The 13,524-nt window shown below is 58.9% G+C and carries 14 protein-coding genes and 1 pseudogene; 8 read left to right on the forward strand and 7 right to left on the reverse strand.

The features are described 5' to 3' along the window. Positions 1–76 precede the first annotated feature (76 nt). The 3 genes from BSG17_RS25280 to BSG17_RS25290 all read left to right on the forward strand — a co-directional run bounded on the left by BSG17_RS25280 (position 77) and on the right by BSG17_RS25290 (position 2,318). Positions 77–901 carry an IS5 family transposase gene (locus BSG17_RS25280; RefSeq protein ID WP_089827775.1) on the forward strand — a complete coding sequence of 275 codons (825 nt, stop codon included), beginning with the start codon at positions 77–79 and terminating at the stop codon, positions 899–901. Between the two features lie 506 nt (positions 902–1,407). Next, positions 1,408–1,677: a hypothetical protein gene (locus BSG17_RS27405; RefSeq protein WP_170864961.1), complete on the forward strand. Its 270-nt coding sequence runs from the start codon at positions 1,408–1,410 to the stop codon at positions 1,675–1,677. 182 nt (positions 1,678–1,859) lie between these two features. Next, positions 1,860–2,318, forward strand: a complete 459-nt coding sequence (locus BSG17_RS25290) for a hypothetical protein (RefSeq protein WP_089828128.1) — start codon at positions 1,860–1,862, stop codon at positions 2,316–2,318. A 433-nt stretch (positions 2,319–2,751) separates the two neighbouring features. Here the strand turns inward: BSG17_RS25290 and BSG17_RS25295 are convergent, their stop codons facing one another. Then, positions 2,752–4,512, reverse strand: a complete 1,761-nt coding sequence (locus BSG17_RS25295; RefSeq protein ID WP_089828129.1) for a hypothetical protein — start codon at positions 4,510–4,512, stop codon at positions 2,752–2,754. Beyond that, complete coding sequence (locus BSG17_RS25300) at positions 4,505–5,275, reverse strand: ABC transporter ATP-binding protein (RefSeq protein ID WP_089828130.1); 771 nt, start codon at positions 5,273–5,275, stop codon at positions 4,505–4,507. Before BSG17_RS25300 ends, BSG17_RS25295 begins: the two co-directional genes overlap by 8 nt. A 659-nt stretch (positions 5,276–5,934) precedes the next feature. Here BSG17_RS25300 and BSG17_RS25305 point away from each other — a divergent pair. After that, positions 5,935–6,654, forward strand: a complete 720-nt coding sequence (locus tag BSG17_RS25305) for a CPBP family intramembrane glutamic endopeptidase (protein ID WP_089828131.1) — start codon at positions 5,935–5,937, stop codon at positions 6,652–6,654. 199 nt (positions 6,655–6,853) lie between these two features. Here the strand turns inward: BSG17_RS25305 and BSG17_RS25310 are convergent, their stop codons facing one another. Both BSG17_RS25310 and BSG17_RS25315 read right to left on the reverse strand, forming a co-directional pair. Further along, a complete protein-coding gene (locus BSG17_RS25310; RefSeq protein ID WP_089828132.1) occupies positions 6,854–7,378 on the reverse strand; it encodes a DUF7010 family protein in 525 nt (174 codons plus the stop codon). A 50-nt stretch (positions 7,379–7,428) separates the two neighbouring features. Next, entirely contained in the window at positions 7,429–8,238 is an 810-nt protein-coding gene (locus tag BSG17_RS25315) for a CPBP family intramembrane glutamic endopeptidase (protein WP_211609346.1), read from the reverse strand. Between the two features lie 265 nt (positions 8,239–8,503). Here BSG17_RS25315 and BSG17_RS25320 point away from each other — a divergent pair, with 265 nt between their 5' ends. After that, positions 8,504–8,734: an AbrB/MazE/SpoVT family DNA-binding domain-containing protein gene (locus BSG17_RS25320; RefSeq protein WP_089828134.1), complete on the forward strand. Its 231-nt coding sequence runs from the start codon at positions 8,504–8,506 to the stop codon at positions 8,732–8,734. After that, entirely contained in the window at positions 8,735–9,109 is a 375-nt protein-coding gene (locus BSG17_RS25325; RefSeq protein WP_089828135.1) for a type II toxin-antitoxin system VapC family toxin, read from the forward strand. It begins immediately after the preceding gene. A gap of 135 nt (positions 9,110–9,244) precedes the next feature. Here the strand turns inward: BSG17_RS25325 and BSG17_RS25330 are convergent, their stop codons facing one another. After that, complete coding sequence (locus tag BSG17_RS25330) at positions 9,245–9,556, reverse strand: hypothetical protein (protein ID WP_139246820.1); 312 nt, start codon at positions 9,554–9,556, stop codon at positions 9,245–9,247. Between the two features lie 268 nt (positions 9,557–9,824). Beyond that, positions 9,825–10,433, reverse strand: coding sequence for a hypothetical protein (locus BSG17_RS25335; RefSeq protein WP_170864963.1), 609 nt, complete (start codon positions 10,431–10,433; stop codon positions 9,825–9,827). A gap of 319 nt (positions 10,434–10,752) precedes the next feature. Between BSG17_RS25335 and BSG17_RS25340 the strand changes: the two are divergent. After that, positions 10,753–11,055 (forward strand): annotated as a pseudogene (locus tag BSG17_RS25340) (zinc ribbon domain-containing protein); the annotation flags it as partial. Between the two features lie 489 nt (positions 11,056–11,544). Then, on the forward strand, positions 11,545–11,997 hold the full coding sequence (locus tag BSG17_RS25345) for a hypothetical protein (protein ID WP_244531719.1): 453 nt from the start codon (positions 11,545–11,547) through the stop codon (positions 11,995–11,997). Here BSG17_RS25345 and tnpC read toward each other — a convergent pair. Continuing rightward, positions 11,964–13,382 carry an IS66 family transposase gene (tnpC, locus tag BSG17_RS25350; RefSeq protein ID WP_089827638.1) on the reverse strand — a complete coding sequence of 473 codons (1,419 nt, stop codon included), beginning with the start codon at positions 13,380–13,382 and terminating at the stop codon, positions 11,964–11,966. The genes BSG17_RS25345 and tnpC overlap by 34 nt on opposite strands. Positions 13,383–13,524: the final 142 nt, after the last annotated feature.

Genomic DNA, 13,524 nt, shown 5'->3' on the forward strand with positions numbered 1-13,524 from the left:
TGCTGTGTTGAATAGGGGTACGGCGTCGGGATAGACCGTCAAATCAGTAAGGATGAAGCCGAGGAGGTCGGGTATGGTGGAAGTCGATCTCCTCGACTTCGTTGAGTGGTTCAAGCGCCTAGCCAAACAAGCCTTGGGAAAGCACGCGGGCGAGCCCGCCACCGGCGGGTTCGCCCGCTGGAAGCACGTCGTTATTCATGGGTTTCGGCTCGAAGAGGAGCATAGCTTCCGAGAAACCGTAAATCGGCTGAAGTACATGGGTGACATACGGGACGTCCTTGAGTTGAACAGGAGCGACGTCCCAGATTACACGACGCTGAACAAGTCGTTCGATCGGTTCAAGATGTGGGTGTGGCGGGCGTTGCTGCGCGTTTCAGCGCAGCAACACCCGCAGTCTGGATTCGCCGCTCTCGACAGCACGTTTTTCGATCGAGGCCACGCCTCTGCGCATTATCTCGATCGGTCGAACCAGACGGTTGAGACGATGAAAGTAACGACATTGACCGATACAGTGTCACTCGCTGTTCTTGACGTGCAGTGCCACGCGCAGTGGCCGCATGATACGAAATCAGGGCCGCAGGTCGTCCGCCGGAACGCGGACGACCTGCAGACGGTCGCTGCCGATAACGGTTTCCAGGATTGGCACTCTGAATACGAGTTCTACAGCCTCAGCGTGGAACCGTTGATTCACTACCGTGGATCGTCTGCGAACGCGGTCAGCAACAACGCGCTCATTCGAGAACGTGGCTACACCCAGCGTTGGATGGCTGAAACGTCGTATTCGTCCGTGAAGCGCTCGCTCGGCGATGCCGTGCGAGCGCAAACCTGGTATCGAGAGTTCCGTGAAATCGTCCTGATGTTCGCCATCATCAACATCGAACAACTCTGTGATCCGCTCTGATCCCGACGCCGTACCCCTATTCAACACAGCAGACATAAGGGGAATAGAACCAACGAACTTCAATGAATATTTCTCGGATGACTGCCTACTCTGTAGTGAGCAATCGGTGTAGCCGTACTCAACAATTCCACGGTGTTGGCTATACGTCCTTTATGCTGCACAGCAGTTAAGTCCTGAATTACTCTCAACTCATTGTAGCAACAATCATCAGGGCCTCTCGGTAGTTCGCTAGCGCCAGTAATACGAGTCCTGCGACAAGGACGAGGGCTTCACGACGCTCAATAGTCCACTCCCGAGGACCTTGAACCCGTTCGAACTCTTCGCGCCACCGTGGCCCCGACGCCTGGTGCCAAACCATGACACCGCGAGTTGCGACTGCGATGGCGACGAGAGCTGTGAGTTCGTAGACACCGCTCCGGTTCAGGATGACCGACAGCGAGGGAGCGAGTCGCCCTGTCTGGATTGTAAGCGAGTTCGTGCCCCAGATAATTGACCCCTGAACCCACATGACGAGGACGACCAGATACCCAAGTGGTGTCCGAATCGACCGAAACGTGTTCGCCGCGATTACGATGAGACTGAACCCCAGATTCCAGGCGAATATCGACAGGAATTCCATCGTGACCGAATCGGCTGTCGTCGAAATTGGTCCAGGACCGCCCGAACGGCGGAGCAGGCCCTCGGGGAGGAACAGGTACGAGACCGTCCATGCGGCAAGAAACAGGGCAAAGCAGAGGCTCCAGAAGGCGACGAACCTGACTACGACAGAATCGTGATTGACGAGGGCCCCCAGACGACGTGTGGCCGAAGGTGACTTGGAGACGTGTGATCGGCCCGACATAGGTTTACATTTTCACCGACACTATTTAAATGGCAGATTGATGAAGACGATTTGTACACCCAGGACGATATCGCCGGGAAGACGGGCAATTTACCCTTCACACCCCTATTTACGGCTGTGTCACACCAGGTTGTCTTCTTCGAAGAACAACGGTTCCGACAGTGGTGGCTCTGGGTCCTGCTTGGCATCGTCGGTCTCGTAACCGTCGTTGGAAGTGGGCCGCTCGGGATGGCCCTCACCGGAGCAGTTGGTGGGTTCATGTGGTCGCTCCGACTCGTCATCGAGGTCCGAGACGACGGCCTCTACATCAGGTTCGCTCCACTTCACCGCTCGTTCAGACGAGTGCCCTGGCCGGCGATCGAGTCCGTCGAGGCGACGACGTACCGACCCCTCCGGGAGTACGGTGGGTGGGGAATCCGCTGGCGTCTAGGAGCGATCGCGTACAACGTTCGTGGTTCGCGCGGTGTGTTCCTGACGCGGCCCGACGACCGAGATCTGCTGGTCGGGAGCCAGCGCTCCGACGAATTGGCGACGGCGATTCGAGAGACCATGTCCGAGGCGACTCGCCGAGAATAGTTCATTGGGCCAGTGACGGCACCGAGATTCCTGCCGCACTGACTCTGTTGAAATCCTGTGCCGATGATCGTTCTGAGCGAAAGGGTGAATGCCACCACACGGAGCTCCCAGTTGGACCGGTCGAGATTTTCGGCAGTGAACCGGCCTGCGAAGCCCCCTAAGACGAGTCCGCCGATCATCCCGAATCCAGCGACGACGGCGAGTTGCTCACCCACCCCCGAGAGTACCGCCGCTCACGCACCGATACCAACACCGAACGGGATTCCACTCCCCGTCCCGTACTGTTCGAACGCGGAGGTCACGGGCGGGGCAACGACCGAAGCGGCCAAAGTCTCTGGGGTCCGGCTTCACTCACCTACCTCTCCGGATCCGAGGGCCTATCAACCACGAGCTGCCGAGATGCCGACCTCCTCGTGGGAATTGCTCCGGCATATCACGTCGGCGGCGAGTAGCTGTCGAACCGCCGCACGGCCAAGCGGTACGAAACGACTGCGACGACGATCCCGCCGATCACGAGCAGTCCACTGGCCCCAAGCTGGAACCTTTCGACCCCGATGGCCTGCACCCTGGTCCCGATGCCCTGAAACCACGTCCCAAGGTCCGCGAGGACGCCTCCGTCACGCCCGGCAGCGAGTATGAGAAGCGCCGCCGGGAGAAAGCCCACGATACCAGCGACGAGCGCACGGGCGAGTTGGGCGTCGATGAGGAGGAGGGCCAGCAGTGTCCCTGGGCCCGTCACGACGAGGAAGTGGAGGGCCGTCGTTAGCAACCGTGGAGGAATCACGTCACGGCTCTGTCCGATGCTGATCGCGCTAAACCGGGGAAACCACATCCCGACTGCGGGGGCGGTGGTGACGGCGACGAGCGTGACGAGGACGCTGACCGCGACGAGCCCGGCGGCGACCGGGAGTTCGAACGGTCCGGCCAGCGCGGCGCCCGCTGTCCCGAGGACAACGAGTGGGAACCCGAACAGGAGGCCGGGGAGCATCAGCCCACGGACGTACGCCGAGCCGGAGATGGCGATGAGCGTCGTCGAGAGGACGGGCCCCTCGTCCCCGAACGGGTTCATGGCGAACGTGGCGCCGGCCATCCAGGAGAGCAAGACGGCGGCAGCTGGCGCGAGGAGGGACCAAACCGAGTCGAGCTGTGCGCTCGAACTGATCAGCCCGCTTCCGACCATCACCACGGGGAGCAACAGGAAGTTGAGTCGTCGGGGGTCCCGACGCGTCCGCAGGACGCTCCACTGGGCCACGCGACGAACCGGCTGGGGAATACTCCGGGGAATCCCGACCGGAGCGATAGCGTCGGCAAGCGCAGTCCGCGTCCCATCGGTGTCGGAACGGTCGGGGGACGCTGTCGTTTCCTCTTCGCCGCTGACGGGGTCGATGAACCAGAGCCGGGTCGCCTCCCACTCGACGAGAGCGATGCCGACGAGGACGACGACGAGGCTTCCGCCCACGATGACGCCAGCCCGGATCGTCGAGCCACGAACGGGACTCCCGAGGACGGCGAGGTCCACGAACCACCCGACGGGGAGGACCGCGAGCGTCTCCTGGCCGATGCCGCCGAACTGAGGGAGCATCACCAGGAGGTAGCCCCCCATGGCGAGGAGCACGGCGACGCCCCCGAGGATGGTCTTGTGGCGGGCGACGAACGGGGAGGTGGCGATCAACAGCGCGACGGCGTAACCCAGCGCCATCCCCACGAGGACGGCGGTGAGACCGAGGAGAACTGCCGCTAGCGGAATGAGGACGGCACTCACTGGCGAGGCGAAGAGGTAGACTGCACCGCCCGTGAGGACCAGCACCGGCAAGCCAAGATATGCGAGCACGCGGAGCGTCTCGGCGACCAACAGCCCCCCAACGACCGTCCGGGCGGAGACGGTCGTGAGCATAAGCGGTTCGGCGTCGATGCGCGGGCGAGCGGAGACGACGCGCTGGGTGGCGATGAACACGCCGAACAGCCAGAGGAGCGCGACAGTTCCGCGAGCAACCGGGGGGAGCGTGAATGATCCGGCGCCCCGGATTGCATCGGCGAATAGGTAGAGGAAGCCGACAAGCATCAGCGACGGGAACACCAGGCCTGCGGCCATGAGGAACGCCCGGGACCTGTCCTGCCAGATGGCCCGAACCGTGCGCCGGAACTCGAAGACGCCGACCTGGATGGCGTGTCGTGGCCAGCCGGATTCAGCCATCTCTCGCCTCCACGGACGCCTCCGCTGCCGGGTCGGTGCTCGTGAGTTCGAGGAACGCGTCTTCGAGGGTCCGCGTCTCGCCGGTCTCGGCACGCTGAGTCAGTTGGTCGGGCGTGTCCTCGGCGACGAGTCGCCCCTCGTAGAGGATGCCGACCGTGTCGGCGATCTCCTCAACCACCGGGAGGATGTGGGTCGAGAGGAAGACCGTCGTCCCGTCATCGGTGAGTTCGCGGATGAGCTCGCGGATGGTCCGAGCCGCGCGGGGATCGAGGCCCGAGGTGGGTTCGTCGAGGAAGGCGATGTCGGGGCTGTGGAGGACCGCCTGGATGTAGGCGACCTTCTGGCGCATCCCCTTCGAGTAGTCGGCGATGCGGGTCGCGGCGTCCTTCGGCGACAGCCCGAGTCGGTCGAGAAGTTCGTCGATGCGATCCTGGGTGTCCTGCTGGGGAAGGTCCCGGAGTCCGGCGACGTACTCGAGTTGTTCGTACGCCGTGGCCTGCTCGTAGAGTGGTGGTTCCTCTGGGAGGTAACCGATACGTGGGCGGAGGACGTCACGGTCGGTGACGGAGACTCCGGCGACAGTCGCGCTGCCGCTGGTCGGCGTTGTCAGGCCAGTGAGCATCCGCATCGTCGTGGTCTTGCCGGAGCCGTTCGGGCCGAGAAAGCCGTAGACTGTCCCCTCGGGAACGGCGAGATCGAGGCTATCGACGGCGATGGTCTCGCCGTAGTGTTTGGTCAGGGCGGTGGTGTCGATGGCTGTCATGGAGGGCGTTAGGGGCACTATCGACCCCCTTCCCGAAATATGTCATCCCCTCATAACGGCAGTCCAAGTGAGACACAACGGACACCCGATAGGAAGCGTCAGTGTGATTTGACCGATAAACTGGGCCCATTGCTCGTCTCCATTTCTTGCGCCGAGTATCGGAGAGAGGTGATGAAATCGTCCCATTACGTTATTGTCTCAGAGGTTATCTCGAACGTATGGAGACGTAAGTACGGATGTATCTCGCAGGATCTATTGCCGCAGTAGCTGCGTTTCTATTCGTCTCGCTAGCCTTCTCGGGGCAATTCAACTTCTTCCATGGGGGGTGTTCCTCGTGTTCTTCATCGTGGTGATGATCGTCTTCGCCAACTTCGTCGAGTGGGCAGAGTCGCTCGACTCGAACTGACGGAGTTATTCGAAACACCTGACGCATCCCCGTCGTCGACCGGTCCTTCTGGTTCGTGGCGACCTTTTCTCGTGGCCTAGATGGGAGATTCAGCCAGTACCAGCAGTCCACAGGGTCGGAGGCTGCCGCAAGCCGTCGGAGTCCGAATCACGCCCTGGAGGCCCTCGTTCTGACCGCGAAAACGCCACTCGTAGAATCACCTAACGGCTGATGGTTTGCCAAGGCTTAGGGGCCTCGTCGTTCGTCGTCCAGTATGGGAGCAACCTACCAGTCCCAGTCCGGGCCGCGGACGGTGCTCGAGATGCTGGGGCTCACCGTCCTCACGTTCGTGATTGCGCTCGTCGCGGGCGTCGTCTTCATCGCACCGCTGATCGCGCTCGGCTACGACATCGAGACCACGTCGATTCTCGTCGGGGCCACTGCCGTCGGACAGCTCGGTATGTTCGGCGTCGGATACCTCTACTACCGCTACCGGGACCTCTCCGTGCCGATCACACTCCCCTCTCTCCGAGAATTGGGGTACGTAGTCGTCGGGGTGGTCGCAGCCATTGCCGCGGCGGTCATCCTTTCCGTGGCACTCACGACCCTCGGCCTCCTCCCCTCCTCGGTCATCGGAGACACTGCGGCGACGAATCCGACGTACCTCCTCGGGCTCGCCGCCCTCTCGATCGTCGTCGTGGCGCCGGTCGAGGAGTTCGTCTTTCGGGGTGTCATTCAGGGTCGGCTCCGTGATCGGTTCGGGTCGGCTCCTGCCATCGTCGGGGCGAGCCTCCTCTTCGGCTCGTTGCACCTGGCGAACTACTCTGGGAACCCTGTCGCGATCATCGCCGGGGCGCTCATGATCGCCGTCGTCGGGAGCATTTTTGGGACACTCTACGAACGGACGGGCAATCTGGCGGTCCCAATTCTGGTCCACGCTACCTACAATACCATCTTGCTCGGGCTGAGCTACGTTGCACTCTCGTCCGCCTAGGCCGGACATGGGGCGGCTGTAGCGACCGACCCAGCAGGCTCGCTCAACGTCGGTCGCTCACCGCCGATCTGCACAGTGCGGCTCTGTTGGAAACTCTAGTAGTGCGACACTCTCTCTACTGCAACAGCCGTTAGGTAGCTGTACGGGTAGTGAGCGTATTATACTCAGCAATGCCGAGGGAAAGCTGATGCCCGGCAGGTCAATCATGACGCCAGACGTATAGTGAGAATACGAGCAGAGCGATTGCAGCGACCCAGCCACCAACAGCGAAACTATCCGGTAGTGTCCACCCAATCGTCACCCCTCCCCCTATCAGAACCGCGGCTAAGACAGCGTACGCCTTCATGCCATACAGAAACACAAATGGGAGATAGTGGACGCCGACGACAACCATGAACGCAGGATAATACCAGTTGATGTTGTAAAGGGCCGCCGCACCGATAACCGGAATCAGCAGCGGGACGATGAAGGCGACCTGCATCGCAAGCCCGTCAAGCGGATTCTCACTACTGACCGTGGCCGATCGACCACTGAGCCGGAGTGCGACTTGTGTGAGTGGAAAAATGAACATCCCACCGACAAATAGTGAAATCACCCCAGCTTGAACGGATAAAAAGGTCCCGAGACTAGCCGACAACAACCAAATCACTCCAGAGACAGCTTGCCCGACGGCACCGTTGATATACACCGACCGGATCTCTCGTTGAGCTTTCGTGACCTCCATACAGGCGGTATACTAGTATAATCTCAAAATAGTATCCGTCCACAACGCCGTCAGAGCAGCGCGACCTGTACGAGCGAGAGCATCACGAGAGGGACGTGGAACGCGGCGTGGCCTACCATCGCTGCCTCGAGGCTCCGCTGCCAGTACAGCCACCAGAGGAGGACACCTGCGATCGCATTCAGCAGGACCGTTCGGGCGATGAGTGCCGGAGTTAAGCCGACGGATTGAGCAAGCGCCGGGAGATGACCGATACCGAACAGCACGGCAGAGATCACGATCGCGGTCCACATGACCCCCGAACTGGGACCGTCCGACCGACGACCAGTAACGTACCAGCCGACGAACGCGAGCGCCGACATGAGCCCGTACCGGAGCAGGAGCTCCTCCGTGATACCACCGTAGAGAAAGCGGACCGGGGCGTACGCGAGGACGTTCGCCACGGTTGGTTCGGTCGTCCCGATTGCGGATTGGGGTAGGTCCTGAGCGACGAACGGCGCCAACACAACGTCGAGAACCAGAATGAGTATGCCCCCGAGGGCGCCGACGCCGACGGCGAGGCTGACCTCGGGACGGAGGCGTCGCCAGATTCGGTCACCTGTCCCCATTTGGTCGGTGAGGTACGATTGTAATCCCACTCGTGGGCCCGCATACGTACCGATCAGACACATAACGACGAGTATGAGGAGCGAATTGACACCAGAGGATACAGCGAAGAGAGAAAGCGACAGTCCGGCAGTGACTGCCGTCGGCGGCGTCGTGAGGTAAAGGTACCCCATGAGGGCGAGGATTCCGGGAATGCCAGCGAGCAGCGTTACGCCGAACCGCATTGCGAAGGAAGAGGTGCGCTCGGTTTGAGACACACCGGTGCTGGAGATCGGACCCGCTAAAATAGTTGTGTCACTATCGTCTCGCGTGTGGCCCGCGTCGAGAACCGTACTCGTTGTATCCACCGCTGACCGACTCGCGCGTTGAGTTCAGCACGCCCGCAGAAACCTCACCGGATGCTGTCAAAAGCGACGTGCAACACTTAGAGGGTGTAGTCAGCAAACGATACGAGCCCATCTGAGTGGGTAGGTCACCTGTATTTGGGGAAAGTTCTTGTATCTACCCACCATAGATGAGAGTATGTCTGAGGCAACGCTGGACGGTCGTGGTCGTCTCACGCTTCCTAAAGAAATTAGAGAACGATATGGGGAACACTACCATATTGTTCAACTTCATGACGGTATCAAGTTAGTTCCAATAGAGGACGATCCGCTCAATGCCCTCCGTTCTGAGTTCGCGGACGTTGAGAAGACGGCAGACGAACTCCGGCAGGAAGCACGTGACGCAGCGCTAGACGAGGCTGGACGCTAAATGTACGCAGAAACGGACTTCCTTCTGGCACTCATCAAAGACGAAGACTGGCTCGGTGACGCCGCAGAGGCGGTCTACCGAGACCATCAGAACGAACTGTGGACGTCCCAGTTCACACTCATTGAACTTCTCATGGTTGCGTACCGTGAAGGAAGAGATACTGAACGAGTCATCACAAATGTGGCTGCCCTGCTGGAGGTGCGCGGTGACGTGGATACAGTCGTCGCAGCTGCGACCTACGTCGAAGATCACGGGTTTACACCCTTCGATGCGCTCCATCTCGTCGAATCTGATGGTGACACTATCGTCTCGAGTGACGAAACGTACGAATCGTTTGCTCCACGACTTGACCTGAAGGCAGTCCAAGACGAGTGACGACGTTCCACTGGACGTGACGCAGACGTGTTCTTGACTTCTTGGTGTGGTGACATCCACGATTGCTGTCATATTTCGCGTGTAACACTCAGAGAGTGTATTCAGCAGCGTGGCTCAGTTAAAACGCTGACCTGATTATGTGGCATCCATCCACTCGATATTCACCCCTGTTTCGATTGTAAGCTTGAGAATGTTGAACCCGTCATCTCTGACGTGCGAATCACTCTTCGGGATGCCATCGTTGAGTCGAACGGTCACGTGGTATCGTTGTCTCCCTGAGGGTGGAGGCAGTGTTTCCTTCAGATCTATCGACTCACCAGCTTCAAGTTGAACCATCTTCGAGACGACGGTCTCCTTGGCGATTCCTGCCTCAACCTCTACATGGTGAACCACGTCGTCTTGATTAGCTATCCGAATCGTGGCTCGTTCTCCCGGGCTATCCGTCATGCCAACCGGTTCTGAGCACCCAGTGATCGAGATGATAGACAAGGTTGTACTGGCGGGGAGGAGGGCGAGCACTGAACGGCGACGCATATCTAGAGATAGCTGTCATAGAGAGCATAAATCCAGTTGTCAGAACAACCGGTAGTCTCGTTGGTTACCCATCAACAACAGAACCACGTCGTTCGTTGGAAAAATCGAAAGTTGCGAGACATGCGCACTCTATTCAGCACAGCTACTGAAACCTCTCACCGATTGAAGATTTCAGTCCTGCCTACTGTGGGCTCTCTGAGCGATCGTCGAACAGTGAGGTAAACCGTGTCAGCAGTGCAAGCGCGATGGCGATACCGAGCATCGGATATTCGACACTGACGACTATCCACTTCAACGCTTCAGAGCTGTTCATGAGACTGATCAGGATGGTCGCGTAATCGTCGGGATTCGTGTAGATGAGGATGACCCAGAGGTTCTCCAGAGAATCGAGAAGTCGAGAGACGACTGTCAGGCCCATCCCTATCTTCGGTATCAGGACTAGCCTGTCGTAGCCTGCCAGTGCCTTCAGGGAGATCGAATGGAGTGAGAAAAACAACAAGAACCCTGCGACGATGAAGACGTAATCGAGGACGGAGAGAAGCATCACCGATTCCATTACTGGGTCGATGGCCTGCAATATCGTGTCCACTTCCGCCCGGGTCATCGCGGCCTGCAAATCTGCAGTGGAATAGCCGGACGTCTCGATTCGGCGAGTTACCGGAACGAACCCCAGAGCAATTACCCCGACAAAGATGCAAAACGACACAAAGGCGACGATACCGTGATTTTTAGCGGAGAGCGCATCCGCATACCGTTCGAGAGGGCGAACGAGTGCATCCAGCCATTGCATACAAGAACCAGACTGTACTCGCGTTTCAGTTAACCGATAGTCTGTCTTCACGGTCCCGCTTCTCAGTAGAAACTAGGTAACCGAGATGCGCTCTCGGCCTTGTTTAGACGCGTGAAATTGCAGGATTCAGAGTCTCACTGCCCGTTCAAGGTTCCGGACAGCTGCCTTTAGGACAATCTCTCGAAACTGCCCAAATTACGTTCATCGACGCAATTGTCGGTGAAGCGGGCGAGTTGGGTGGGCATACTCAACTCACTCCCGCTTCATTCACTCATAATCCTCGGCAATACCGCCTCTCGCTAGCGTCTAAACACGGCCCAAGGCCGAGGAACACGGCATCCTCGTTGATCGTGTAGATGAGGAGAACACGAGTAAGACGTGTTCGTGTTGTGGGCAGATTCGTGATAGCAACCGTCTGGAGCGCGGTCTATACGTCTGTTCGTCGTGCGAGACAACGATGAACGCGGACGTGAACGGTGCGGTGAACATCCGCAGAAAGATAACTCAAAGTCCTCCGACAGGGGATATGAGTAACGGCTAGTTGGCACAGCCCGGAGTCTTCCTGTTCGACCGCGAGAGCGGGTCGTTCAACACGAGAGAGCAGGGAGACTGCAAATCGTAATATCCCAACGCTCGGGATTCCTCCGGCTTTAGCGCGAGAACCGCACTCACGGTCCGACAAGAGGGTATACCCGAAGCTATCCCGCCCGAGGATTCCCACGCTGGGTGGACCGACTCGCTCAAGCAGCTCGCAGGATTGGTAGAGGGGCCACGCCCGACGTAGAGACGATCGAGTAGGCTGCGACCCTTCGTCGAGCGTTTTACGGACGCAAACCCTGTGATATCGACGACGGGACACTCGTATTGCTGTAGACGATGGGGGAGTATTCTCTAGTGGATACTTGATGAGTTGTCGCTGTATGAACGCCGAGTCTGTTATGTAGCATCGTCACCTCACTACCGACGTGATGCTGACCTACGTCGATAACGGGGGGCTGATTCGACGAAAGCGACCACTTCTCCTGATCCTCGCGGGTGGTCTTCATCCCAATCGTCACACGAATCGACAATGAGACGTCGATATGCCATTGCAGTCGGTGTTCTGGTTGAGATGCTGGCGATCCTCGTGGCGACCTTCGTGTCACTCCCGGGGGCACTCATGTGGGTAGGAGTTGTTCTGTCCCTTTTGACTGGGCTGATTGGGGGACTTGTGACTGGACGGTTTACTAGTGGGGGATGGCACACACGCGCGATTCATGGCCTCGTGACTGGGCTTCTCGGCGGGTTTCTCTTCGGCGTCACTCTCTGGTTCAGTATGAGTTCTGTCGTCCCGCGTATCACCTACAGTATCTTCTGGGGATTCAACTATCTGCTCGCTACCAATCCCATTGGAATCAGCCAGCTGCCGTGGCTGTACACAGGAAACACGCTCATGGTGCCGCTTATTCTCCTTTCGATGGGCCTCTTTGCCGTGGAAGGATACATTGCGAGTGGAGCGGCATCAAGGAGTCATCGCGCTTCAGTACGTGTTTACCTCGAAGGTTCAACCGCAGGCACAGCGTGAGTTCGTGAAATCATCTCGTTGCTTTTGACGACGCGCTTGAGTTCTTCGTAGGGGTTGCGTCCCTGCTGGCGCCACGTCGCCAGCAGGGACAGCAACGTCTCATGGACGAACATGCCACGCTCATTCCGGAGCGTGCCGATAATTTTCCGAAGGACGACTGGTTCACGAAGCGCGTTCTCTGCGGCGTTGTTCGTTGGCGAGATCGCTGGCTCACCGACGAAGGTGAGCCAGTGATCGATCCCGCCTTCGATCTTTCCGAGCAGTGTTGCCACTGGCTCGTCCGCTACTGATCGCTCAACGAGCGATCTGAGCCCGCTCTCGCTTGATCGGTGCATCTGTGCTCGCTCACGAGTAGTTGGGTCGGTCTCCAGCCAAGCCTGGAGACCGACGTATGTCTGCCTGAGCTTCCGGTAAATCGGTTCTGCGTCCTCAAAATCCTCAGCTGCGTCTTCAGCTTCTCGGAGAATGTGTGCCCAACACCGCTGGAGGTTGCTGCTGAAGGCCGGATAGGCTGTCCAGCCGTCACAGACAACCGTTCCCGGGAAGTCCTCGCCGAGGACTTCCACGGGAACATCATGTCCGCGACTCTCTCTGACCGCATATAGCGTATGATCCTCGGTCCTGAACGTCCAGATCCACGCCTGTTCACCGTCGCGTTTGACGCCCGTTTCGTCCACGTGGACGACGTCAGCGTCTTTGATTTGCTGGCGGATCTGTTCGTACTCGCAGCGACCGGCGCGCGCAGCGCGCTCGGTCGCGTGCCACGCGGATGCCCCCGAGAGTTCGAGTCCATGCAGTTGCTCGAAGCGATCAGCGATCTTTCGGTAGGGAAGACGATAGTCGTACCGAGAAAGTGCTGACTGAGCAATGACGTTCACCCCGAACTGCCCCTCATCGGGGCAGTCGGGGTGTGAAGCAACAGTCTGGGTTCCACAGGAGTGGCACTCGTAGTAATGGCGGTTGTACTGGGTGACTTCGGGAGGCTGTGGATTAGGAACCTCCTCGACGAGTCGGGGGCTGACGCCCGCCGACTCGTCAAAGTGTTCGCCACACTCCGGACAGCAATCACAGGTAACCTCGAGCTTTTGATCTGGGTTCGGTGCGGTTCGCCACTCGGGATCGTGTCCGAGATTTCGACCAGGACTCCCACCGTCAGTACGCGGTTGTTCGTCGTCCTCGTCCCCATCGGACGAGGACGACTTCTCTTGATCTGATTGTTCCTTGCTCGGTGGTGTGTGTGGCCCTTCGTACCACCGGAGTTTGGCTCTCAACCGCTTGTTCTCCTGTCGCAGCTGTTCGTTTTCTTCTCGGAGCTGTTCAACTTCTTCCTCGAGTGAGACAAGGCGGGCAAGGATCTTCTCCTTGGTAGGATCAGAGGAGGTCATGAGCAGGCAGGACGGGATGGTCTCCTGTCCGGAGACCATCCCTTGGTAGTGGACTCATTTGCCTGCTGCATTGATCTACTACACCAGTTGGGTGGCCTCTCCGAGAGACTAACGAAATCGATCCGGGGCTAAACACATACGC

The sequence above is a fragment of the Halogranum amylolyticum genome (assembly GCF_900110465.1).
GTDB lineage: Archaea > Halobacteriota > Halobacteria > Halobacteriales > Haloferacaceae > Halogranum > Halogranum amylolyticum.